Source organism: Streptomyces sp. NPDC017095, assembly GCF_044332325.1.
Lineage (GTDB): Bacteria > Actinomycetota > Actinomycetes > Streptomycetales > Streptomycetaceae > Streptomyces.
The window spans coordinates 41,284-64,618 of the sequence record NZ_JBIROU010000005.1 but is presented as its reverse complement, the minus strand read 5'-3'; the positions used below and the strand labels follow the sequence as shown (position 1 = coordinate 64,618).

Here is a 23,335-nt window from a genome sequence, read left to right as displayed (position 1 = left end):
GGGGGCCGCCCGGAAAGAAGGTGCCGGACTATTCGAGGAGTTCGGCGTACGAGCCCATGGCCAGGGCGATGTCGGCCTGGGCCCAGAAGCGGTGGTACGTGAAGACCGGCGCGGCCCCGCCCTTGAGGTAGGCCTCGATCTTCGACCAGTTCGGGTCGCTCTTGTAGAAGGACCGCAGCGAGGAGAACGTGGACGAGGAGCTGATCGCGTCACCGTTCGGCATGGTGCCGGTCCAGCCGCTCGGCACGTACACGCTGTCGTTGAACCGGCTGTAGTCGGTGCGGGTCTCCGGGACGGCGATGCCGAGGCTGTCCTGGTAGTGGTCCCACATGCCGTCCAGCAGCGCCTTCGCGGTGGACTTGGCGGTCGCGTCACCGGACTTGGCGGCGTAGTACGACAGGGTCTTGGCGTACGCGGCGGCCACGCCGACGTCGTCGGTGTAGTCGGCGACGGTGACGTGCAGTCCGGTGTTGGCGCCGGGGCTCGACGCGTTCCAGGTGTCGGGCTGGCCCGACCACTTGAGGGTGGAGGGGATGCGGTAGGTGCCGTCCGGGTTGACCGTGGTCTTGGACAGCGCCCACTTCACCCACTTGTCCAGGACCGCCTTCGCCGTGGCGTTCCCGGTCTGCTGGTAGTACTCGGCGACGCGCTCCATCGACCACGCCTGGAAGCCGAACCACTGGTTGGACGGCGGGTCGTGGTAGACGGGCGCCTCGTCGTAGTACATCCCGTAGAAGGTGGAGGTGCCGGCCGGCGGGGCGGCGTAGCGCCCGGCCCAGCTGTTGGTCGCACCGCCCGCGATGCCGCCCTCGGAGGACTGGAGCCACTGGTAGAACTCCAGTTGCCGCTGGAGCGACTTGCTCCAGTCGGCGGCGCCCGTGGCCGACTTGGGCTTCAGGTCGGCGACGGAGCTGAGCGCGTAGGCGGCCAGCGGGTTCTGGTAGCCGCCGTGGACGTGGCTGGAGCCGATCCGCCAGGCCCAGCCGGCGGAGGTGTCGGTGGCGCCGCCCCAGGCGTAGTACCAGGACAGCAGGTAGTGCGAGGCGTCCTTGCCGGTGCCGGCCGGGCAGGACGGGCTGGCGCAGTTGCCGATCTTCTTGAAGTACTTGTCGTACATCGCGTACCGCAGGTAGTCGCCCATCTTCGCGGCCTTGGCGACCGTCGCGGACACCTCGCCGCTCTTGCCCTGCTGCTTGGCCCACACGTCCGCCCAGTAGGCGGCCTGCACCGCGCGCGAGTCCGCGTCCGGGGCGTCCGTGTACTTCCACTGCTTGGCGTAGGAGCTGTCGCCGGTGAACAGGTCCAGGTAGCCGTTCTTGCCGCCGTACTTGAAGGCGTCACAGGTGGGCTGCGGGACCGTCTCCCAGACGGACTCCTGCGGGCCGCGCTGGAAGGTGTTGATGTACGACGGTCCGGTGGCCGTCGGGCCGGCCTCGCACTTGCCCGGCTCGTTGCCGAAGCCGTAGACGTTGTCCACGTCCTGGATCCAGTGCATGCCGTAGACGTCGTCCGTGCCGTACGCGCTCTTCAGCTCGCCCGCGATCGGGTCCGGGCCGACCGACACCGAGGTGTCCAGCTTCGCCGGGTACTCGTTCGGGGTGTCGTACTCGGGCGCGTAGGTGGCCGGCTTGGAGGCGTTGTAGAAGGAGTTCGTCGGCTGGTCGGCGTGGGTGGGGATCATGTACTTCTCCATGATCTCCCAGGCGCCGTTGAACTTCGACCAGTCGCCGGTGACCTTGCCGTACATCGCCTGGAGCCACAGCAGGTAGCTGTACGCCTCGGACGTGGTCTCGTGGCCCTGGTCCGGGGCCTCGACGATCAGCGTCTCCACCGAGTGGTACGGGATGCCCTCGGGGGAGAAGTAGCCGTTCGCCGGGTTGGTGATCTTCCCGTACAGGTCCAGGAACCGGGCGTCGTACGCCTTCGCCGCGGGCAGCTCGGTGACCGTGACCGTCGCCTTGGCGTGGCCGGTGGCCGACGCGGTGAAGGTCGCGCTGCCGGTGCCGGCGGAATCGGCCGTGACGGTCACGTTCTGCGCGGTGTTCCAGTTCGCCGGGGTGAAGGTCAGCGAGGCCCCGCCGGTCACGGACAGACCGGTGTTGCCGTCCGTGCGGGCCGTGCTCACCGTCACGTTCGCGCTCGGCTGCGTGGACAGCTTCACCGCGAACGTGCCGGACTTGCCCTGCTGCACGCCCAGTTGGGCCGGCGAGGCGACCACGGCGGGACCGGAGGCGACGGTGATGCCCACCGGGGTGGAGGCGGCGGACGCGCCCAGGCTGTCGTACGCCTTCGCCACCAGGGAATGACTGCCCACGGTCAAACTGGAGGCCGAGAGCGCGTACGGCGCGCTGGTGTCCGTGCCCAGCAGCGTGGTGTCGTCGTAGAACTCCACCTTGGCGATGGTCGCGTTGTCGGCCGCGGCGGCGGTCGCCGCGAGCGGTACCGCGGCCCCTTGCGTGTACACCGCGCCCGCGCTCGGGCTGGTCAGCACGGTCACCGGCGGCTGGTGGGCGCCGGCGCAGGTCGTGCCGTTGACCGCGAAGGACGTGGGGGCGGTGTTGGCGCCGCTGTAGGTGAACTGGGCGCCGGTGGTGACGGCGGCGCCCGCGGCGATGGTGCCGTTGTACGACGCGTTCTTCGCGGTGACCGTCTGCCCGGACTGGGACCAGGTGCCGTTCCAGCCGCTGGTCAGTTTCTGGTTGCCCGCGTAGGCGTACGTCAGCGTCCATCCGTTGATGGCGTCCGTACCGCGGTTGGTGAGCGTGAGGTCGGCGGTGAAGCCGGAACCCCAGTCGTTGGTCTTGTAGTCGACGCTGCACTGGACGGCGGCCGCGTGCGCGGCCTCCGTGCCCGTGGCGAGCATCGACAGGGGCAGGGCGAACGCGGCGGCCACCGCGGTCCACAGGCGACGCACCGTTCTGCGTCTGCGTCCGGGATCCATGTGCTGGTTCCTCCTTGCGGCGTCGGCTCGGGGAGAAGTCAAGGCTTGAACCAGTGGGAGCGCTCCCATAGTGCGGACGGGGCAAGGAGTGGTCAAGATGCTTGAAGAGTCGAAAAGATTCGACAGGGCCGTTCGAGAAAAGTCGCGCAACAGCCCTGGGCTTTCCGGTCACTTGGCGCTAACTTCCTTCGCACCAGTGGGAGCGGTTCCGTTCAGTCGACGCGTCGGTCACGGCGCGCCAAACTGCAAGGACTCGCTCATGCGACACCCCCCGCGTTCAGTACTTTTAGCCGCCGCCGACGCGGTCGCGCTCCTCGTGAGCACGGTCGTCCCGGCGGTCCCGGCCACCCTCGACCTCACCGACGGCCAGGAGAGCACCCGGAGCCGGAACACCGAGTGGTTCCCGTCCGGCACCGCCGGCGCCACCCGCCGGCCGCTCGGTGTGCACCGTTCCGGCGGCGCGTTCCGTTGCGCGCAGGGCCATGCCCTCCGGGACGGCCGGGCCGGCGGCGCGCCGGTCGAGGCGATCGCCGGCCGGAAGGCGGACGCGGTCCGTGTCCCGCCGCACGAGGAGTGCCGGCCGGGCCCGTCCGGCCTCACCCCCGCGTACGCGGGCGCCCCTCACAGCGCCGCGGCCAAGGTCCGCCGCCGCGGCGGTCCGGACCCGCCGGCGCGACGGCGGCACCTGTCCGACGACGGCACACCCACCCGTACGGCGCCGGGCCGCTCGACCACCCGCGTGCCGTCCACCCGTAGATCCCTACAGCACACCGAAGGAAACCCGCACTCATGAGTCGTACCAGAACATCACTGCTCGCCGCCCTGGCGCTGGTCGCCGGGGCCTCCGGGACGGCGCTCGGCATGCAGCCGGCGTCCGCGGCGGCGGCAGCCGTCCCCTGCACCGTCGACTACAAGGTGCAGAACCAGTGGGACACCGGCTTCACCGCCGCCGTCACCCTCACCAACAACGCGGCGGCCAAGTCGAGTTGGTCGCTGAAGTGGTCGTACGCCGGCAATCAGAAGATCACCAGCGGCTGGAACGCCAAGCTGACCCAGAGCGGCACCGCGGTCACCGCGGCCAACGAGGGCTACAACGGCTCGCTGGCCACCGGCGGCACGGTCAGCTTCGGCTTCCAGGGCAGCTACAGCGGCACCAACGCCCTGCCCGCCACCTTCACCCTCGACGGCGTCACCTGCAACGTCGACAGCGGCGGCGGCGACACCGGCGGGGGCGGTGACACCGGCGGCGGCGGTGGCGGCGGCGACACCGGCGGAGGCAGCGCCGGCCGCGTCGACAACCCGTACTCCGGGGCCAAGGTGTACGTGAACCCGGAGTGGTCGAAGCTGGCCGCCGCCGAGCCGGGCGGCAGCCGCGTCTCCAGCCAGCCGACCTTCGTGTGGCTGGACCGCATCGCCACCATCAACGGCGTCAACGGCGGCATGGGGCTGCGCGCCCACCTGGACGAGGCCCTGAAGCAGAAGGGCTCCGGCCAGCTCGTCGTCCAGCTGGTCATCTACGACCTCCCCGGCCGTGACTGCGCCGCCCTCGCCTCCAACGGCGAACTCGGCCCGACGGACCTCGACAAGTACAAGACGCAGTACATCGACGCGATCGCCTCGATCCTGTCCGACGCCAAGTACGCGGGCCTGCGCATCTCCGCCCTCATCGAGCCCGACTCGCTGCCCAACCTGGTCACCAACGCCGGCGGCACCAACACCACCACCGACGCCTGCGTGACCATGAAGGCCAACGGCAACTACGAGAAGGGCGTCAGCTACGCCCTGGACAAGCTGGGCAACCTCTCCAACGTCTACAACTACATCGACGCCGGCCACCACGGCTGGCTCGGCTGGGACACCAACCTCGGCCCGTCCGCCCAGGAGTTCTACAAGGTCGCCACGACCAACGGCGCCAGCGTGAACGACGTGGCCGGCTTCATCGTCAACACGGCCAACTACAGCCCGACCAAGGAGCCTTACTTCAAGGTCACCGACAGCGTCAACGGCCAGACCGTCCGCCAGTCGAAGTGGGTCGACTGGAACCAGTACGTGGACGAGCAGTCGTACGCCCAGGGCCTGCGGGACAAGCTGGTCTCGGCCGGGTTCAACTCCGGTATCGGCATGCTGATCGACACCTCCCGCAACGGCTGGGGCGGCTCCGCCCGGCCCTCCGGCGCCGGCCCGCTGACCTCCGTCGACGCCTATGTCGACGGAGGCCGCATCGACCGCCGCATCCACGTCGGCAACTGGTGCAACCAGTCCGGTGCCGGACTCGGCGAACGCCCGACCGCGGCCCCCGCGGCCGGCATAGACGCCTACGTGTGGGCCAAGCCGCCGGGGGAGTCCGACGGAGCCAGCTCCGCCGTCAGCAACGACGAGGGCAAGGGCTTCGACCGGATGTGCGACCCGACCTACGGCGGCAACGCGCGCAACGGCAACAACCCCACGGGCGCGCTGCCCAACTCGCCGCTGGCCGGGCACTGGTTCTCCGCCCAGTTCCAGCAGCTGCTGCAGAACGCCAACCCGCCGCTGTCCTGACGCGGTGACTCCGCCGGGGCCCGTCCGTCCCCCGGGCCCCGGCGGGCCGTAGCGGCATCCGTGTTTGCCGAAACGGCAACGGAAGTGGCCCGCGTCCGGTGTGCCGTCGCACGCTGACGGCACACCGGACGAGAGGCTGACCACCCATGGCACACCACCACGACCACGACGACCGGCACCCCGCCGGGCACCCGCACGATCACGGCACCGACATCGACTGGAACGAGCTGGCCCCCCTGCTGGAGTCGCAGGCGGAACTGCTCGCCCCGGTCTACCGGCGGGCCATGGAGTGGCTCGGCGAGGAGGTGGCCGGGCCGCGGCTGATCGTGGACGCGGGCAGCGGCCCCGGAGTCGTCTCCTGTCTGTTCGCCGAGACCTTTCCCGGCGCCCGGGTCGTCGCCGTCGACGGCACGGCACCGCTGCTGGAACGCGCCCGGGCACGGGCCGCCCGGCACGGCGTCGGCGACCGCTTCGGCGCCGTCGCCGGTGACCTGCCCGAGGCGCTCGACCGCCTGGACGGCCCGGCCGACCTGCTGTGGGCCAGCCGCAGCCTGCACCACCTGGGCGACCAGCGGGCCGCGCTCACCGCGTTCGCCGGACACCTGGCCCCCGGCGGCACCCTGGCCCTCCTCGAAGGCGGCCTGCCCTCCCGCTTCCTGCCCCGGGACACCGGCATCGGCCGCCCCGGACTCCAGGCGCGGCTCGACGCGCTGGAGGAGGAGTGGTTCGCCCGGATGCGGGCGGACCTGCCCGGCTCCGTGGCCGAGACCGAGGACTGGCCCGCGCTGCTGACCGCGGCCGGCCTCGCCCACACCGGCACCCGCACTTTCCTGCTCGACCTGCCCGCCCCGGCCGACGAGCGGGCCCGCGCCTATGTCGTCGCGCATCTGTCCAGGCTGCGCGAGGGCTTCGGCGACGCGCTGGACGCCGACGACCGCGCCACCCTGGACCGGCTGCTCGACCCGGCCGACCCGGCGAGCGTGCACGTACGGCCGGACGTGTTCGTCCTGGGCGCCTACACCGTGCACACGGCGGTCCGCAGGGGTTAGTTGTTGGCGAGGAACTGCTTGGCGAGCTGGTCGCCGAGGGAGACCGCGGCGCTGTGGCTCTCTATGGGCGAGACCTTGGAGTTCTTGAACAGGATGTAGGTCACGCCCGACTCGGCGCCGCCGGTCTCCGGGTCCGGGTCGATGCCGAGCGCCTTGGCGGTGGCGTACGACGCCTCGCCGATGATCTTCGAGGGGCCGGTGTCGCCGACGACGGCGTACTCCACCTTGTTGTTGTAGATGACGGCGACCACTCCGCCGCCCTTGATGCCGGCGCCGGAGTAGTCCCAGATACTGCTGGTGCTGGGCACGACGACGTACGGCAGGGTCTCCGCCTTCAGCGGCTTGCCGTCGGACTGGTGGAAGGCGGTGTCGTCCTGGTACCAGGGGTCGCGGTCCTCGTTGCAGTTGGTGGTGCGCTGGCCGTCGCAGTCGATGTCCATGTCGGCCTTCCAGAACACCGCGCCGTTCTTGCCGCACACGGGGACGGTGGCCGAGGTCTCGTCGTCGGTCTTGTACTTGCCGTTGGAGACCTGCGCACAGGAGGTCACCTTGGCGAGCAGGTCGGCGGCGCTGACCGTGCCCTCCTGGGCGGTCCGGGGCGCGGCGGCGGCCGAGGCGTGCGCGGGGAGGAGCCCGGCGGCGAGCAGGGCGGTGCCGGAGGCCACGGCGAGGGAGAGGGTGCGAAGACGCATGGGGGGACCCTTCTGTTAGGAAAGTTTCCTTACCGGGTGTCCTCACACGGTGGCGCCGACGGCATGCCCTCGTCAACCCCCGGGAGGCGGACGGCTGAAACCGGGGGGCATTGCGGTGACGGTGACCACTGACGAGACTGAGAGAGCAGGATGCAGCCGTATGTCCGCTCTGTCCGTGGCCACCGCTCCCGGAGGCGAGTCCCATGTTCGTACGCGCGGTGTACGCGACCGGTGATCCGGCGCTGCTGGACACGGCCGTCCGGTCGCTGAACAGCGAGGGGCGGGACCTGCTGGAGGAACGCCCGGGCTACCGCGGCGCCAGCGTGTTCGCGGACCGGGATCTCGGCAAACTGCTCACGGTGAGCTGGTGGGAGATCGAGGAGGCGCGGCGCAACAGCGACGAGGTGATGCGCGAGCGGCGCGGCGCGCTGCTGGAGCCGTTCGCGGGCACCGTGTCGGTCGCCGTCTACGAGGCGGCGGTGTTCCTTCAGGCCCGGCCGCCCCGGCAGGGCGGCGGACTGCGCGCCACCAGGCTGGAGTTCGACCCGCGCGACGCGGATCTGGTCGTCGACGCCTTCCGGGCCGCGGTGGTGCCGAGGGCCGAGGCGCTGCCGGGGCTGTCCCGGACGTCGCTGCTGCTGGACCGGGAGCGAGGGCGGGCCGTGGCCGGTGTGCTGTTCACCGACCGGCCCTCGCTGGCCGCCTCGCGCGCCGCCCTGGCGGGCGTGCGCGACGAGGCGTCGGCGAAGGCGCGGGTGGACGTGGTCGGCCTGGAGGAGTTCGAGGTCGTCCACGCGGATGTGCGCCTGGACTGAGCCGCGCGGGCCCCGGCCGCAGGACGGCCGTGCGGCCCGCCGCGGGGCGGGGCGCACGGCCGTGACCGGTGGCCGGTCCGGGTCCCGGGAGTGTCAGGCCATGTCGAAGGCGGCCGGGTCGGGACCGATGCGCCGGTCCTCGTTCAGCGCGCTGATCGCGGCGAGGTCCTCGTCGTCCAGGCTGAAGTCGAACACCTCGATGTTCTCCTTGATCCGGGACGGCGTCACGGACTTCGGGATCACGATGGTGCCGAGCTGGAGGTGCCAGCGCAGCACGACCTGGGCCGGGGTGCGGTCGTGCTTGCGCGCGATCGCGACGACGGCGGGCACCTCCAGCAGGCCCTTGCCCTGGCCGAGCGGCGACCACGCCTCGGTGGCGATGCCGTGCTCCGCGTGGAACGCGCGCGCCTCGCCCTGCTGGAGGTGCGGGTGCAGCTCGATCTGGTTGACCGCGGGGACCACGGAGGTCTCCTCGATCAGCCGCCGCAGGTGCTCGGGGAGGAAGTTGGAGACGCCGATGGCCCGGACGCGGCCGTCGGAGTGCAGCTTCTCGAACGCCTTGTAGGTGTCGACGTACTTGTCCCTGGACGGCAGCGGCCAGTGGATCAGGTACAGGTCGACGTAGTCGAGCCCCAGCTTCGCCAGCGAGGTGTCGAAGGCGCGCAGCGTGGAGTCGTAGCCCTGGTCGCTGTTCCAGAGCTTGGTGGTGACGAAGATCTCCTCGCGGGGCAGGCCGGAGGCGGCGATGGCCTTGCCGGTGCCCGCTTCGTTGCCGTAGATCGCGGCGGTGTCGATGCTGCGGTACCCGGCCTCAAGCGCCGTGCCGACGGCCCGCTCGGCGTCGTCGTCCGGCACCTGCCAGACGCCGTAGCCCAGCTGGGGCATCTCGACGCCGTTGTTGAGGATGATCGGGGGGACGTTGCTGCTCACGAGCCTCTTGATCCTTCGCTTGTCGACAGGTGGTACTGCCATCCTCAACGATCACGGGCCGCTCCGCATTCCTGACGCACCGGCGCGGGCGGCGCGTCAGGTCCGGTAGAGGGCCTCCACCTCGTCGCCGTACGCCTTCTCGATCGCCTTGCGCTTCAGCTTCAACGACGGTGTCAGCAGCCCGTGTTCCTCGGTGAACGGCTGGGCCAGGATACGGAACGTGCGGATCGACTCGGCCTGCGAGACCAGGGTGTTCGCGGCGACCACCGCCCGGCGCACCTCCCTCTCCAGGTCCGGGTCGCGCACCAGGTCGGCCGGGGCCGGCCGCGGGGTGCCGCGCAGCTGGAGCCAGTGCTCGACCGCCTCCTGGTCCAGCGTGACCAGGGCGGCGATGTAGGGCCGGTCGTTGCCGACGACGATGCACTGGCTGATCAGCGGATGGTCGCGGACCCGCTCCTCCAGCACGCCCGGCGAGACGCTCTTGCCGCCGGAGGTCACCAGGATCTCCTTCTTGCGGCCGGTGATGGTCAGATAGCCGTCCTGGTCCAGCATGCCCAGGTCGCCGGTGGCGAGCCAGCCGTCGTGCAGGGTGGCGTCGGTGGCCTTCTGGTTGTTCAGATAGCCGTGGAAGACGTTGCCGCCGCGCAGCCAGACCTCGCCGTCGTCGGCGATGTGCACCGTCACGCCCGGGATGGCCCGGCCGACGGTGCCGTAGCGGGTGCGTCCGGGCGGGTTCGCGGTCGCCGCGGCCGTCGACTCGGTCAGGCCGTAGCCCTCGTAGATCTGCACGCCCGCGCCCGCGAAGAACAGCCCCAGCCGGCGGTCCATCGCCGAACCGCCGGACATCGCGTTGCGGATCCGGCCGCCCATCGCGGCGCGCACCTTGGCATAGACCAGCTTGTCGAAGAGCTGGTGCTGCATGCGCAGCGCCGCCGACGGGCCGGGCCCGGTGCCCCACGCCTTCGCCTCCACCGCCTCCGCGTACTTCACGGCGACGTCGACGGCCTTCTCGAACGGCCCGGCCCGGCCCTCCTTCTCGGCCTTGCGGCGGGCGGCGTTGAACACCTTCTCGAAGATGTACGGCACCGCGAGGACGAACGTCGGCCGGAAGGCGGCCAGGTCGGGCAGCAGGGCGGCGGCGTGCAGCTGCGGCTGGTGGCCGAAGCGGACCCGGCCGCGGACGGCGGCGACCTGCACCATCCGCCCGAAGACGTGCGCCAGCGGCAGGAACAGCAGGGTGGACGCCTCGTCGCCCTTCTTCGAGTGGAACACCGGCTCCCACCGCCGGAGCACGGTGTCCGCCTCGAACATGAAGTTGCCGTGCGAGAGCACACAGCCCTTGGGGCGGCCGGTGGTGCCGGAGGTGTAGATGACGGTGGCGACCGAGTCCGGCGTGATCGCCTGCCGGTGCCGGTGGACCACCTCGTCGTCCAGGTGCGCCCCGGCGTCGTACAGCTCCCGCACGCAGCCGGCGTCCAGCTGCCAGAGCCGGCGCAGCCGGGGCAGCCGGTCGATGACGGTGGCGATGGTCATCGCGTGGTCCTCGTGCTCCACGACCGCGGCGCTCACCTCGGCGTCGTAGAGCATCCAGAAGCACTGCTCGGCGGAGGAGGTCGGGTAGACGGGCACCACCTGGGCGCCGATGGCCCACAGGGCGAAGTCGAAGAGGGTCCACTCGTAGCGGGTGCGGGACATGACGGCGACCCGGTCGCCGAAGCGGACGCCGTCGGCGAGCAGGCCCTTGGCGAGGGCGAGGACCTCGTCGCGGAACTCGGCGGCGGTGACGTCCCGCCACTGCCCGGTCTCGTCCTTGCGGCCGAGCGCTATGTGCAGCGGGTCGGTCTCGGCATGCTCGAAGACGACGTCTGCCAGACCGCCCACCGGCGGCGGCGACGCCAGCGGAGGGTTGGTGAACTCGCGCAACCTCGCTCCCCGTGTCTCGCGCCTCAGTGTCGTTGGTCCACGCACCGCACAGCGCGGTGAAAGCTACCCCACGCGGTCGGTGTCCGGGAGGGGGTCGGAATCCGGGCAAACCGCGTGTTCCGCCCGGACGGTGAGCAGGAAATGCCCGCACATGGGGAAGGGCCGGACACGCTACTGACTGGTTGGTAACTTACGGTACCGTAATCTCCACCGAATCTGTACGCACCGCTTACCGGGCCGGGTGACGCCGTGAGGGGCGGGCCCCGCCGCCGTGCGTGACCGGGCCGTCAGCCGCCGCTGCGGCGCAGCCGCTCGCCGCCCGCCAGGACCGCCGCCGCCAGCGCGTCCGCCGCCTCCTCGGCCGGTCCGCTGCGGCGGCCGTGGGCCAGGACGAAGTCGATCTTGCCCAGCTCGGGCAGGCCGGCCCGGTCGGGCAGCCGGAACAGGCCCGGCGGGATCAGCCGCCGGGAGTGGGCCATCACGCCGAGGCCGGCGCGGGCCGCCGCGACCAGCCCGTTGAGGCTGCCGCTCGTGCACACGATCCGCCAGGCACGGCCCTGCCGCTCCAGCACCTCCAGCGCGCGGGCCCGGGTGATGCCGGGCGGCGGGTACACGATCAGCGGGACCGGCCGGTCCGGGTCCAGCCGCAGCCGCTCGGCGCCGATCCACACGAGGTCGTCCCGCCAGACCAGTTCGCCGCGCGGGTCCTGCGGGCGCCGCTTGGCCAGCACCAGGTCCAGCTTCCCGGCGGCCAGCCGCTCGTGCAGCGTGCCGGACAGCTCCACCGTCAGCTCCAGGTCGACCTCCGGATGGTCGTAGCGGAAGCCCTCCAGGATCTCCGGCAGCCGGGTCAGCACGAAGTCCTCCGAGGCGCCGAACCGCAGCCGGCCCCGCACGCGCGTGCCGGTGAAGTACGCCGCCGCCTGCTCGTGCACCTCCAGGATGCGGCGGGCGAACCCCTGCATCGCCTCGCCGTCCTCGGTCAGCTCCACCGCGTGGGTGTCCCGGGAGAACAACTGCCGGCCGGCCGCGTCCTCCAGCCGGCGCACATGCTGACTGACCGTGGACTGGCGCAGCCCCAGCCGCCGGGCGGCCTGCGTGAAGCTCAGCGTCTGGGCGACCGCGAGGAACGTGCGCAACTGCGCCGGTTCGTACATGCACCCAGGCTAGCGCGGTCATCACGGAACATGATGACAGTCAGAGCGGTATACGGGATTTACGATCGGCGGTCGCGGGAGGACGATGGAGAGGGGCGCTGCGCGCCCGGGACCGCACGTCACAGAGCACGCCACAGACACAGCACGCCACACACAGCACGCCACCCAGCAATCGGAGCACCGTGAAACGTCTGCGCCGGCCGAGTCGGATGCCGATCGACCCGTACATCCTGCTGCTGCTCGGGACGGTGGGTCTCGCCGCGCTCGTCCCGGCCCGGGGCACCGCGGCCGACGTGACCTCGGGCGCCTCCACGGCGGCCATCGCCTTCCTGTTCTTCCTGTACGGCGCCCGGCTGTCCACCCGGGAGGCGCTGGACGGACTGAAGCACTGGCGGCTGCACGGCACCGTGCTGATCTGCACCTTCGTCCTCTTCCCGGTCTTCGGGCTCGCCGCGCGCGCCCTGGTGCCGGTCCTGCTGACCCAGCCGCTCTACCAGGGCCTGCTGTTCCTGACGCTGGTGCCGTCCACGATCCAGTCGTCCATCGCGTTCACCTCGATCGCCCGCGGCAACGTGCCCGCGGCGATCTGCGCCGGCTCCTTCTCCTCCCTCGTCGGCATCGTGCTGACCCCACTGCTCGCGGCGGGACTGCTCGGCGGCGACACGGTCGGGTTCTCCACGGACTCGCTGGTGAAGATCGTGCTCCAGCTGCTGGTGCCGTTCGTCGCCGGGCAGGTGCTGCGGCGCTGGATCGGACCGTTCGTCACCCGGCACAAGAAGGTCCTCGGCCTCGTCGACCGCGGCTCCATCCTGCTGGTCGTCTACACCGCCTTCAGCGAGGGCGTGATCCGGGGCGTCTGGCACCAGGTCAGCCCGCTGCGGCTGGCCGGGCTGCTCGGCGTCGAGGCCGTCCTGCTGGCGGTCATGCTGGCCCTGACCTGGTACGGCGCCAAGGCGCTCGGCTTCAGCCGGGAGGACCGGATCGCGATCCAGTTCGCCGGGTCGAAGAAGTCCCTCGCCTCCGGGCTGCCGATGGCGAGCGTCCTGTTCGCCGGCCAGGCCTCCCTGGCCGTCCTGCCGCTGATGCTCTTCCACCAGATGCAGCTGATGGTGTGCGCGGTCATCGCCAAGCGCCGGGCCCGCGACCCGGAGGCGGCCGTCTCCCCGGAGGCCGGGGACACGGCCGGGACGAGCGCGGACACGGGCGGCGGATCAGCCGCGCACCCGGTCCAGGGGCAGCCACACCACCGTGTCCTGCGCTGACCGCAGCACCTCCGGGTCGGCCAGCTCCTCGTCGGTCAGTGCCCGGTCCCAGATCCGCACCTCGTCCAGCGCGCCGGTGAGGAAGGCCCGGCCGTCCATGCGCTGGCCGAGGTGGACACCGAAGGGCGAGTTGCGGCTGACCGAGCCCGGCCGGTCCGCCGTGGCGGTCCCCGTGCCGTCGACCGACAGCGACAGCCGGCCGCCGCCGCGCCGCAGCACGGCGTGGTGCCAGCGGCCGTCGTTGTACGCGACGGCCGTGCGCACGGAGGCGCTCTGCGCGGCGCCGGCCCCGTTCCGTACGGTGATCAGCGCCTGCATCCGGTCGCTCGCCGGCTCGCCGCGCAGCCACACCTGGGGCTGGTTGGTGCCGGTCCCGCCCATCCAGAGCAGCGGCTGCTCCCCGGCCGCCGCCGTGTACCGGAACCACAGCGACACCGTGAAGTCCGCCGTCCCCAGCGGCAGGCCCGCGCGGTACGGCAGCCGGACCGCGTCGTCGGTGCCGTCGAACTCCAGCGCGTTCCCGGACACGCCGTCGGTCCGCGCCGGGCCGCCTAGCACCGCCGCCGGGCGGGCGCGCGCGGCGAGGTCGGCGGTGACCGGGTCGGGGCCGCGGCGCGGCGCCAGCCAGTCCTCGGTGAAGCGGGCGAAGCGGATCTCGTCGCGGGCGTCCGCCGCGCCGCCCTCGTACAGCAGGCCCACCGTGCCGGCGTCGGCGCGCACCAGATCGGAGTAGCCGGACCAGTCGGTGGTGACGACCGTGCCGCGGTCCGCGCTGTCCCAGGTGCGCCCGCCGTCGTAGGAGGAGCGGATCATCATCGTGCGGCGCCGGTCCGGGTCGCCGGGGCAGGCGAGCAGCAGCCGGTCGCCCAGCCGCAGCAGCGAGCCCTGCACCTGCGGGGTGTACAGGTCCGGCAGGCCGCGGAAGGGTGCGGTGAACGCGGTGCCGCCGTCGCGGCTGACGGCCTGGGTGCGGTGGCCGAGGTCGGTGCCGTCCTGCTCCCGCCCGCTGACCAGGAGCGAACCGTCACCGCGCTCGGCGAGGGCCAGTTCGGAGGGCTTCTGCCGGAAGGTGCCGTCGCCGGCGACGGGCCAGGAGTCGGTGGCGCCGGTCCGCCAGTGGCCGCCGTGGTCGTCGCTGACGATCAGGGCCGCGTGGTTGGCGGTGATCCGGCCACCGGCGAACGTCTCGGCGTTGACGCCGAACACCAGGCGTCCCGCGTACCGGCCGCGGGTGAGCTGGATGCCGTGCACGGGCCCGGTGGCGTACCAGGAGTTCCAGTCGGCGGGCAGGATCTCGGGGCTCAGGTCACGCGGCGGTGACCAGGTCAGGCCGTCGTCGTCGCTGTACTGGAGGTGCGGGGTCCGGTCGCAGGGTACGGAGCAACTCGCGCCGTCCGTACGGCCCGTGTTGTACGTTTCCGCGAGCCAGACCCGGCCGGTGACGCGGTCCACGACGGGGGCCGGGTTGCCGTGGGTGTCGCCGGCGCCCTCGCCGACCACCCGGAGCGGTCCCCAGGTGCGCCCGCCGTCGGTGGAGCGCTTGAGCACCAGGTCGATGTCGGCGGCGTCGCCGCAGTTGAGGACCCGGCCCTCGGCGAACGCCAGCAGGGTGCCGTCGGTCGTGCGCACGATCGCCGGGATGCGGAAGCACGCGTACCCGGGGTCCTGGGCGGCCTTGAAGAGCACCTGCTGCGCGAACTCCGGTGCGCGGTGCGCCGGCTGGGCGCCTGCGGGGAGAGCGGTGAGGAACGGCAGGAGCAGGCCGGCCGCGGCCGCGGCGGCGGTGAGCAGCGGGCGGAGACGGGCGCGGAGACCTGGCGGCACGTGCGACCTGCCCTTCGTCGGCCGCACGGCTGGACATCCGGACATCCCACGTCCAACGTGCGGTCCCCTGAAGGTAGTTGGGTGAGACGCGCCTCACAAGAACCGCGACAAGCCGCGGTCACGGCCGCAGGACGACCGCGCCCGGGCCCAGGCCGGCCCGGCCGGCCGGTGCCCGTGTGTCCGTGTGGCCCGGTCAGCCGTGGGCGGCCGGTTCCCGCAGGGTGATCCGGGACTCGCCCGCGTACACGTTCATCGAACTGCCCCGCAGGAAACCCACCAGGGTCAGGCCCGTCTCCGCCGCCAGGTCCACCGCCAGCGACGACGGCGCCGAGACGGCCGCGAGCACCGGGATGCCCGCCATGACCGCCTTCTGGGCCAGCTCGAACGAGGCCCGGCCGGAGACCATGAGGATGGTCCGGGACAGCGGCAGCGCGTCGTCGCGCAGCGCCCGTCCCACCAGCTTGTCGACCGCGTTGTGCCGGCCCACGTCCTCGCGGGTGTCCAGCAGTTCCCCGTGCTCGTCGAACAGGGCCGCCGCGTGCAGGCCGCCGGTCCGGTCGAACACCCGCTGGGCCGCCCGCAGCCGGTCGGGCAGGGCCGCCAGCAGCTCGGGGGCGACCCGGAGCGGGGGAGTGTCGGCGATCGGCCAGCGCGCGGTCGTGCGGACGGCGTCCAGGCTGGCCTTGCCGCACAGGCCGCACGAGGAGGAGGTGTAGACGTTGCGCTCCAGGGTGAAGTCCGGGACCGCGACACCGGGCGCGGTCCGGACGTCGACCACGTTGTAGGTGTTCGACCCGTCCTCGGTGGCTCCCGCGCAGTAGACGATGTTCCGCAGGTCGGCCGCCGTGGCCAGGACGCCCTCGCTGACCAGGAAACCGGCCGCCAGCGCGAAGTCGTCGCCGGGCGTCCGCATGGTGATCGCCAGCGGCTTGCCGTTCAGCCGGATCTCCAGCGGCTCCTCCGCGACGAGCGTGTCCGGCCGGGTGGTGACCGCCCCGTCCCGGATGCGCAGGACCTTGCGGCGTTCCGTGACTCGTCCCATGTTCTGATCAGCCCCGGTTCTGTGCGTACTGGCAGCCGAAACGGCCCTTGCTGCGGATCGGTCCCATTGTCCTACGCGGCGGTCCGGCGGTCCCGACCGGTGCCGGTGCCGGTGCGGTCCCGGCCGGCCCGCCCCTGTCCGTGCCCGGCCGGCGCCGGCGGGCGGCCGGATGCCGGAAAGCGGCGGCCGGCTGACCGGAGCCGACAATCGCGGCGCCGGAATCCTGTGGCCTCACCTGCCGTCGTACCCGCGAGTCACTGACCAGACTGGAGCATCCCGCCATCCACGGCAACGAGGGGATCCCCGTATGAACGGCTCGCGCATCGTCGCCATCGGCCACTACCAGCCCGCCCGGGTGCTGACCAACGACGACCTGGCGGCCATGGTCGACACCAGCGACGAGTGGATCCGCAGCCGCGTGGGCATCCGGACCCGGCGCATCGCCGGCCCCGACGAGCCCGTGGACGAGCTGGCCGCGCACGCCGCCGCCAAGGCCCTCGCCGCGGCCGGTCTGACCCCCGGCGACATCGACCTGGTCATCGTCGCCACCTCCACCGCCGTCGACCGCTCCCCGAACACCGCCGCCCGGGTCGCGGCCCGGCTCGGCATCCCGTCCCCCGCCGCGCTGGACCTCAACGTGGTCTGCGCCGGTTTCACCCACGCGCTCGCCACCGCCGACCACACCCTGCGGGCCGGCGCCGCCACCCGTGCGCTGGTCATCGGCGCCGACAAGATGTCCGACGTCACCGACTGGACCGACCGCGGCACCTGCGTCCTCGTCGGCGACGGGGCCGGGGCCGCCGTCGTGACGGCGTGCCCGCCGGGAGAGGAACCCGGCATCGGGCCGGTGCTGTGGGGCTCGGTGCCGGAGATGGGGCACGCGGTGCGGATCGAGGGCACACCGCCGCGGTTCGCGCAGGAGGGCCAGAGCGTCTACCGCTGGGCCACCACACGGCTGCCGGCCCTCGCCCGCCAGGCCTGCGAGAAGGCCGGGGTGAGCCCCGCGGAACTGGCCGGGGTCGTCCTGCACCAGGCCAATCTGCGGATCATCGAGCCGCTGGCCGAGAAGCTGGGCGCCGTCAACGCGGTGATCGCCCGCGATGTCGCCGAATCCGGCAACACCTCGGCCGGCAGCATCCCGCTCGCCTTCTCCAAGCTGCGTGAACAGGGCGCGCTGCGCGCCGGCGACCCGGTGCTGCTGTTCGGCTTCGGCGGCAACCTCTCCTACGCCGGCCAGGTCGTCCGCTGCCCCTGAGCACCGCGCGCCTGCCCTTGAGCACCGTTCGCTCGGACCTGAGCACCGCGCGCCCGCGGACCGGATCCTGTGCGCCGTAGACTGTAGACGAAAGACAATCGATACTGAGTCTCCAGCGCCCACGCGTTCCGACCCGCCCAGGAGGAGACCGCGATGTTGTCGACCGGACTGCCGCCGGGGGCGGTGCCCAGGCTGGAACGCCCGGGCCCGCTGCGCGAGCGCGTGTACGAGGCGCTGCTGGAACTGATCACCACCCGCGCCCTCCGGCCCGGCCAGCACCTGGTGGAGAGCGAACTCGCCGGGCACCTCGGCGTCTCCCGGCAGCCCGTGCGCGAGGCGCTGCAACGGCTCAACACCGAGGGCTGGGTCGATCTGCGGCCCGCCCAGGGCGCGTTCGTGCACGAGCCGACCGAGGAGGAGGCCGACCAGCTCCTCACGGTCCGCACGCTGCTGGAGGCGGAGGCGGCCCGGCTGGCCGCCGCGCACGCGGACGCCGACTCCATCGCCGTGCTGGAGGAGCTGTGCGCCGAGGGCGAGCGGGCGGTGGCGGCCGAGGACGTGGACCGCGCGGTCGCCCTGAACGCGGCGTTCCACAGCAAGGTGATGGAGCTGGCCGGCAACACCGTCCTCGCCGGACTGGCCGCCCAGGTGGACCGGCGGGTCCGCTGGTACTACACACCGGTGGCCCGGCGGCGCGGCGGCCAGTCCTGGACCGAGCACCGGGCGCTCATCGCCGCGATCGCCGGCCGTGACGAACAGCGCGCCACCCGGCTGATGCGCGAGCACACCGAGCACACCCGGCGCTCGTACCACGCGCGCGGGGCGGCCTGAGCGACGCGCGCGCCGTACCGGCCGGTGACGCGCGGGCGTTGCCCCTCCGGTGCGCGGCCGGCCGGCCGCGCGAGGGGAGCACCCGGGGGTGCGGGGCGCCGGCACGGCCGTCAGCTGACCGGCCGCGCCGCCGGTGCCGGACCCGCGCCGGACCGGCCCGGCTGCCGCAGCAGCAGGGCGAGCGCCGCCGCGGCCATCGAGACCCCGCCGGCCAGCGCGTAGGCGCCGTCGTAGCCCCAGGCGCCGACCACCAGCGAGCCGAGCCCGCCGCCGAACAGGCCGCTGACCAGCTTGCCGCTGTACACCAGGCCGTAGTTGGTGGCGTTGTAGTTCTCGCCGAAGTAGTCCGGGGTGAGCGCGGCGAACAGCGGGTAGAACGCGCCGCCGCCGAAGCCGGACAGGAAGGCGAAGAACAGGAACAGCCACTGGTCGCGCAGGTCGCCGGCCCAGATGACGCCGAACTGGGCGAGCCCGAGCACCACGATCACGAACACGAGCGTCGTCCTGCGGCCCCACAGGTCCGAGAGCCAGCCGACCACCGCGCGCCCGACACCGTTGACGACGGCCATGACGCCCATCGAGGAGGCGGCGACCAGCGGTCCGAAGCCGACCTCCTTGGCGAAGTCCACCTGGAAGGAGATCCCGAAGATGGACACCCCCGCCGTCAGCACGATCATGACCCACATCAGCGGGAGCATGCCCGTCCGTACGGCCTCGCCGGGCGTGTACTGCCGTACCGCGGGCGGGTTCTTGGCCAGGCTCACCGCGCTCCCGCCGGACCGCGACAGCGGGTCGAGTCCGGCCGGCCACCAGTTCTTCGGCGGGTCCCGGAAGAAGCACGCGCAGACGGCGACCACGAGCAGGACGTAGACGCCGATCAGATCGAGCACCCGGTGGTAATTGCCGGTGTCGAAGGCGTAGTTGAAGATGAAGATGAAGGGCAGCGAGCCGTAGGCGAAGCCCCCGTTGACGAAGCCGGTCTTGGCGCCGCGCCGCTCCGGGAACCACTTGCCGACCATGTTGATGCACGTCGCGTAGATCAGCCCGGAGCCGGCCCCGCCCACGACGCCGAAGCCGAGCACGGCCGGCAGCACCTCGCGCAGATGGGACAGGGCCAGGAAGCCGAGCAGACACATCACGGCGCCCAGGTGCATCGCGCGCCGCGCCGTGAGGAGGCCGCGCTCGCGCAGCCACCCGGCCGGGAAGGCGACGCCGGCCTGGAAGAAGACCCAGACGCTCAGGATCCAGAACGTGTTGCTCTGGGTCCAGCCGTGGGCCGCCGACAGGGTGTCCTCCGCGGAGCCGTAGGCGTACTCCGAGACGCTGATGGCCATCATGGAGACCCACGGCAGGTACACCATGAGCGCGCGGGGGTGACCGAGGATGTCCCGGTCCGTCTCGCCGACACGGTAGACCCGGCCGCGGGCGTCGGTCACCTCGCGGTACGCGGGCTGCGGCGTGTCCGGTCCGGCCGGAGTGTGCCGTGTCTTCATGGGATCTGACGTCATGTCCGTCCAGCTCCTCGCCGGGGGATGCGGATGAGGGACGGCGCCCCGGGCCGGGACGGGCCCGGGGCACCTGGAGGAACGGGGGTGCGGCGCCGGCCTCAGGAACCGTCCGGCAGCCGGCCGGCCGCCCGCGCCCACCGGTACTTCGCGCCGAGCACGGCCACCGGCTTCTCGGTCGTGTACGGGTACGCCACGACACCCCGCGCGAACAGGTACCGGCAGGCCTCCTCGACCTCCACGTCACCGGCCAGGGACGCCACCACCGGCTTCTCCACGCCCCGCGCGCGGAACTCGGCCACCACCCGCGCGGTGAGTTCGGCGAACACCATCGGCGGGGTGAGGAGGGTGTGCCAGTAGCCGAGCACCAGGGCGTGCACGCGCGGGTCCGCCAGACCCAGCCGGATCGCCGCCTCGTACGTCGACGGCGGCTCGCCGCCGGTGAGGTCGACCGGATTGCCGGCCGCGCCGAACGGCGGGATGAGCCGGCGGAACGCCTCGTCCAGGTCGGGCGGGATCTCCATCAGGCGCAGCCCGTTGTCCGTCACCGCGTCCGACAGCAGCACCCCGCTGCCGCCCGCGCCGGTGATGATGACGACGTTGTCACCGCGCGGGACGGGCAGGACCGGCAACGCGCGCGCGTACTCCAGCAGGTCCTCCAGGCCGGGAGCCCGGATCACCCCGGCCTGGCGCAGGATGTCGTCGTAGACCGCGTCGTCGCCCGCGAGCGCGCCGGTGTGCGAGCCGGCCGCCCGCGCGCCCGCCGCCGTACGGCCCGCCTTCAGCACCACGACCGGCTTCCTCGGCACGGTCGCGCGCGCCGCCGCCACGAACGCCCGCCCGTCCTTGAGGTCCTCGAAGTGCATGGCGACGCACTCGGTGTGCGGGTCCTCGCCGAACCAGGTGAGCAGGTCGTCCTCGGCCAGGTCCGCCTTGTTGCCGAGGCCGACGATCGCCGACACTCCCGTCCGCGTGGTGCGGGCGAAGCCCAGGACGGCCATGCCGATCCCGCCGGACTGCGAGGTCAGCGCCACCGGACCCTTCACGTCGTACGGCGTGCAGAACGTGGCACACAGGTCGTGCCAGGGGGAGTAGTAGCCGTAGATGTTCGGGCCGAGCAGGCGGACGCCGTACCGCTCGGCGATCTCGGTGATCTCCGCCTGGAGCGCGTGCTCGCCGGTCTCCGCGAACCCGGACGGGATGAGCACGGCGTTGGGGATGCCCTTGCGCCCCACCTCCTCCAGGGCCGCCGGCACGGACCGGGCCGGGATGGCGAAGACGGCCACGTCCACCTCGCCGGGCACGTCCAGGACGCTCCGGTACGCCTTGCGGCCCATGATGTCGTCGGCCCGGGGGTTGACCGGGTGGATGTCACCGGCGAACCCGCCGTCGAGCAGGTTCCGCAGCACCGAGTTGCCGATCTTCCCGGGCTCGGGGGAGGCGCCGATCACGGCGACGGCGGAGGGACGCATCAGCCGGCGCATGGACGTGAGGATCTCCTCGCGGGTGTATCTCCTCCTCGGCACCGGCTGCCGCTCGGCCAGGATCACCCGGATGTCCGCGGCGACCGCGCCCCGGGCCGTCGCGATCACCGGATTGAGGTCCACCTCCGCGATCTCCGGGAAGTCCGTGGCCAGTTCGGAGACCCGCCGGACCAGTTCGGCCACCGCCCGCCGGTCCACCCCGGGCCGGCCGCGGACCCCGCGCAGCACGGGCGCCGCCCGGATGGAGCCGAGCATCGACAGCGCCTCGTCGGCGGTGACCGGCGCGAGGCGGAACGTGACGTCCTTCAGCACCTCGACCAGCGTCCCGCCGAGCCCGAACGCCACCACCTTGCCGAACGCCGGATCGGTGACCGCGCCGACGATGACCTCCTGGCCCGCCGGCACCAGCTCCTGCACCTGGACGCCCACGATGCGGGCACCGGCGTCGTACGCGCGCGCGTTCTCCACGATCCGGTGGAACGCGGCCCGCACATCCGCCGCGCCGGCCACGCCCACCACCACCCCGCCGGCCTCGGTCTTGTGCAGGATGTCCGGCGAGACGATCTTCAGCACCACCGGCCCGCCCAGACGCGCCGCCGCGGCCACCGCCTCGTCCACGTCCGCGGCCAGCGCCTCGCCCGGCACGGCGATCCCGTACGCGTCGGCGAGCACCCTGCCCTCGGGCGCGGTCAGCGCGGTACGGCCCTCGGCCCGCACGGCCCGCAGCAGGGCCCGCACGCTCTCGCTCCGGTCCTCGGCCCGCACGCTCTCCTTCCGGTCCTCGGCGCGCACGCTCTCGCTCCGGTCCTCTGCGCGCACGCTGTCCCTCCGGTCCTCGGCCCGCACCTCAGATCACCCCGTCCGACTTGAGCAGGCGCAGTTCCTCTTGCCCGAGGCCCAGTTCGCCGGCGTAGACCTCTTCGTTGTGCTCGCCGAGGAGCGGCGAGGCGGTCACCTCCACGGGGGAGTCGGACAGCTTCAGCGGACTGCCGACGGTCACGAACTCGCCGCGCTCGGGGTGCGGGACGCGCACCACCATGCCGTCGGCGGCCAGCGAGGCGTCCTCGATGATCTCCTTGGTGGACAGGACCGGGCCGCACGGGACGCCGTGCGCGGTCAGCCGGTCCAGCACCTCCCACTTGGGGAGCGTGGCCGACCACTCCTCGATCAGCTGGAACATCTTGGCCAGCTTCGGCAGCCGGGCCTCCGGCGTCGCCCACTCCGGGTCGTCGGCGAGTTCGGGCCGGCCGATGAGCGCGGTGAGCGGCCGCCAGCCGGCCGGCTGCACGATGACGTACACGTAGTCGTTCGGGCCGCCCGGCGCGCATCTGACCGCCCAGCCCGGCTGACCGCCGCCGGAGGCGTTGCCCGAGCGGGGCACCTCCTCGCCGAAGTCGGTGTTGGGGTACTCGGCGAGCGGCCCGTGCGCCAGGCGCTGCTGGTCGCGCAGCTTCACCCGGCACAGGTTGAGCACGGCGTGCTGCATGGCCACGCCGACCCGCTGCCCGCGCCCGGTCCGCTCGCGCTGGAACAAGGCCGCGAGGATCCCCGCCACGACGTGCACACCCGTCCCGGAGTCCCCGATCTGCGCCCCCGTCGCCAGCGGCGGCCCGTCCGCGAACCCGGTGGTCGACATCGCGCCGCCCATGGCCTGCGCGACCACCTCGTACGCCTTGAACCGGGTGTAGGGGCCGTCCCCGAACCCCTTGACTGAGGCGTAGACGATCCGGGGGTTGATCTCCCGGACGCGTTCCCAGGGGAAGCCCATCCGGTCGACGGCGCCCGGCCCGAAGTTCTCGACCAGGACGTCCGAGCGCCGGATCAGCTCGGTGAGGATCTCCCTGCCGCGCCCGGTCTTGGTGTTCAGGGTGATGCTCCGCTTGTTGCAGTTGAGCATCGTGAAGTAGAGGGAGTCGACGTCCGGCAGGTCCCGCAGCTGCCTGCGGGTGATGTCGCCGGACGGTGCCTCCAGTTTGACGACGTCGGCGCCGAGCCAGGCGAGCAGCTGCGTGGCGGACGGCCCGGACTGGACGTGGGTCATGTCGAGGACGCGGATGCCCTCGAGTGCCCTGGCGGTCATGGGCGTT

At 72.4% G+C, this 23,335-nt stretch carries 17 protein-coding genes; 7 read left to right on the top strand and 10 right to left on the bottom strand.

Going from position 1 to position 23,335, the window contains the following annotated elements; genetic code table 11:
* Nucleotides 1-28: 28 nt before the first annotated feature.
* Nucleotides 29-2,941: a glycoside hydrolase family 48 protein gene (locus ACH4OA_RS11715; protein WP_397938629.1), complete on the bottom strand. Its 2,913-nt coding sequence runs from the start codon at nt 2,939-2,941 to the stop codon at nt 29-31.
* A gap of 316 nt (nt 2,942-3,257) precedes the next feature.
* Between ACH4OA_RS11715 and ACH4OA_RS11710 the strand changes: the two genes are divergently transcribed.
* The 3 genes from ACH4OA_RS11710 (at nt 3,258) to ACH4OA_RS11700 (ending at nt 6,528) form a co-directional block, all read left to right on the top strand.
* On the top strand, nt 3,258-3,734 hold the full coding sequence (locus ACH4OA_RS11710; protein ID WP_397968802.1) for a hypothetical protein: 477 nt from the start codon (nt 3,258-3,260) through the stop codon (nt 3,732-3,734).
* Complete coding sequence (locus ACH4OA_RS11705) at nt 3,731-5,479, top strand: glycoside hydrolase family 6 protein (RefSeq protein WP_397968800.1); 1,749 nt, start codon at nt 3,731-3,733, stop codon at nt 5,477-5,479. Before ACH4OA_RS11710 ends, ACH4OA_RS11705 begins: the two co-directional genes overlap by 4 nt.
* A 146-nt stretch (nt 5,480-5,625) precedes the next feature.
* Nucleotides 5,626-6,528, top strand: a complete 903-nt coding sequence (locus ACH4OA_RS11700) for a class I SAM-dependent methyltransferase (RefSeq protein WP_397968799.1) — start codon at nt 5,626-5,628, stop codon at nt 6,526-6,528.
* Here the strand turns inward: ACH4OA_RS11700 and ACH4OA_RS11695 are convergent.
* Nucleotides 6,525-7,220 carry a glycoside hydrolase family 75 protein gene (locus ACH4OA_RS11695; RefSeq protein WP_397948354.1) on the bottom strand — a complete coding sequence of 232 codons (696 nt, stop codon included), beginning with the start codon at nt 7,218-7,220 and terminating at the stop codon, nt 6,525-6,527. The two genes, ACH4OA_RS11700 and ACH4OA_RS11695, sit on opposite strands and share 4 nt — an antisense overlap.
* A gap of 203 nt (nt 7,221-7,423) precedes the next feature.
* Between ACH4OA_RS11695 and ACH4OA_RS11690 the strand changes: the two genes are divergently transcribed.
* Nucleotides 7,424-8,035, top strand: coding sequence for a hypothetical protein (locus tag ACH4OA_RS11690; protein WP_397968797.1), 612 nt, complete (start codon nt 7,424-7,426; stop codon nt 8,033-8,035).
* Between the two features lie 93 nt (nt 8,036-8,128).
* On the opposite strand, the gene ACH4OA_RS11685 is transcribed toward ACH4OA_RS11690, so the two are convergent.
* From ACH4OA_RS11685 to ACH4OA_RS11675, 3 genes are all read right to left on the bottom strand, one after another.
* Nucleotides 8,129-8,965, bottom strand: coding sequence for an aldo/keto reductase (locus tag ACH4OA_RS11685; RefSeq protein WP_397948356.1), 837 nt, complete (start codon nt 8,963-8,965; stop codon nt 8,129-8,131).
* A 96-nt stretch (nt 8,966-9,061) separates the two neighbouring features.
* Entirely contained in the window at nt 9,062-10,888 is a 1,827-nt protein-coding gene (locus ACH4OA_RS11680) for an AMP-dependent synthetase/ligase (protein ID WP_365879828.1), read from the bottom strand.
* A gap of 287 nt (nt 10,889-11,175) precedes the next feature.
* Nucleotides 11,176-12,045, bottom strand: a complete 870-nt coding sequence (locus ACH4OA_RS11675) for a LysR substrate-binding domain-containing protein (protein WP_365879830.1) — start codon at nt 12,043-12,045, stop codon at nt 11,176-11,178.
* Between the two features lie 182 nt (nt 12,046-12,227).
* On the opposite strand from ACH4OA_RS11675, the gene ACH4OA_RS11670 reads away from it, so the two are divergent.
* Nucleotides 12,228-13,307: a bile acid:sodium symporter family protein gene (locus ACH4OA_RS11670; RefSeq protein WP_397938615.1), complete on the top strand. Its 1,080-nt coding sequence runs from the start codon at nt 12,228-12,230 to the stop codon at nt 13,305-13,307.
* Here the strand turns inward: ACH4OA_RS11670 and ACH4OA_RS11665 are convergent.
* Both ACH4OA_RS11665 and fdhD read right to left on the bottom strand, forming a co-directional pair.
* On the bottom strand, nt 13,257-15,131 hold the full coding sequence (locus tag ACH4OA_RS11665) for an exo-alpha-sialidase (RefSeq protein ID WP_397968795.1): 1,875 nt from the start codon (nt 15,129-15,131) through the stop codon (nt 13,257-13,259). The two genes, ACH4OA_RS11670 and ACH4OA_RS11665, sit on opposite strands and share 51 nt — an antisense overlap.
* 193 nt (nt 15,132-15,324) lie before the next feature.
* The gene (gene fdhD, locus ACH4OA_RS11660) at nt 15,325-16,173 is read right to left on the bottom strand and encodes a formate dehydrogenase accessory sulfurtransferase FdhD (protein WP_365879836.1); all 849 of its coding nucleotides are present in this window, start codon (nt 16,171-16,173) and stop codon (nt 15,325-15,327) included.
* A gap of 307 nt (nt 16,174-16,480) precedes the next feature.
* On the opposite strand from fdhD, the gene ACH4OA_RS11655 reads away from it, so the two are divergent.
* Both ACH4OA_RS11655 and ACH4OA_RS11650 read left to right on the top strand, forming a co-directional pair.
* The gene (locus tag ACH4OA_RS11655; RefSeq protein ID WP_365879838.1) at nt 16,481-17,428 is read left to right on the top strand and encodes a beta-ketoacyl-ACP synthase III; all 948 of its coding nucleotides are present in this window, start codon (nt 16,481-16,483) and stop codon (nt 17,426-17,428) included.
* Nucleotides 17,429-17,581: 153 nt separating this feature from the next.
* Nucleotides 17,582-18,259: a GntR family transcriptional regulator gene (locus ACH4OA_RS11650; RefSeq protein WP_397938612.1), complete on the top strand. Its 678-nt coding sequence runs from the start codon at nt 17,582-17,584 to the stop codon at nt 18,257-18,259.
* 110 nt (nt 18,260-18,369) lie between these two features.
* On the opposite strand, the gene ACH4OA_RS11645 is transcribed toward ACH4OA_RS11650, so the two are convergent.
* From ACH4OA_RS11645 to frc, 3 genes are all read right to left on the bottom strand, one after another.
* On the bottom strand, nt 18,370-19,767 hold the full coding sequence (locus ACH4OA_RS11645) for an OFA family MFS transporter (protein ID WP_397968793.1): 1,398 nt from the start codon (nt 19,765-19,767) through the stop codon (nt 18,370-18,372).
* A gap of 98 nt (nt 19,768-19,865) precedes the next feature.
* The gene (locus ACH4OA_RS11640) at nt 19,866-22,013 is read right to left on the bottom strand and encodes an acetate--CoA ligase family protein (RefSeq protein ID WP_397969024.1); all 2,148 of its coding nucleotides are present in this window, start codon (nt 22,011-22,013) and stop codon (nt 19,866-19,868) included.
* 82 nt (nt 22,014-22,095) lie between these two features.
* Entirely contained in the window at nt 22,096-23,328 is a 1,233-nt protein-coding gene (frc, locus tag ACH4OA_RS11635; RefSeq protein WP_397938608.1) for a formyl-CoA transferase, read from the bottom strand.
* Nucleotides 23,329-23,335 lie beyond the last annotated feature (7 nt).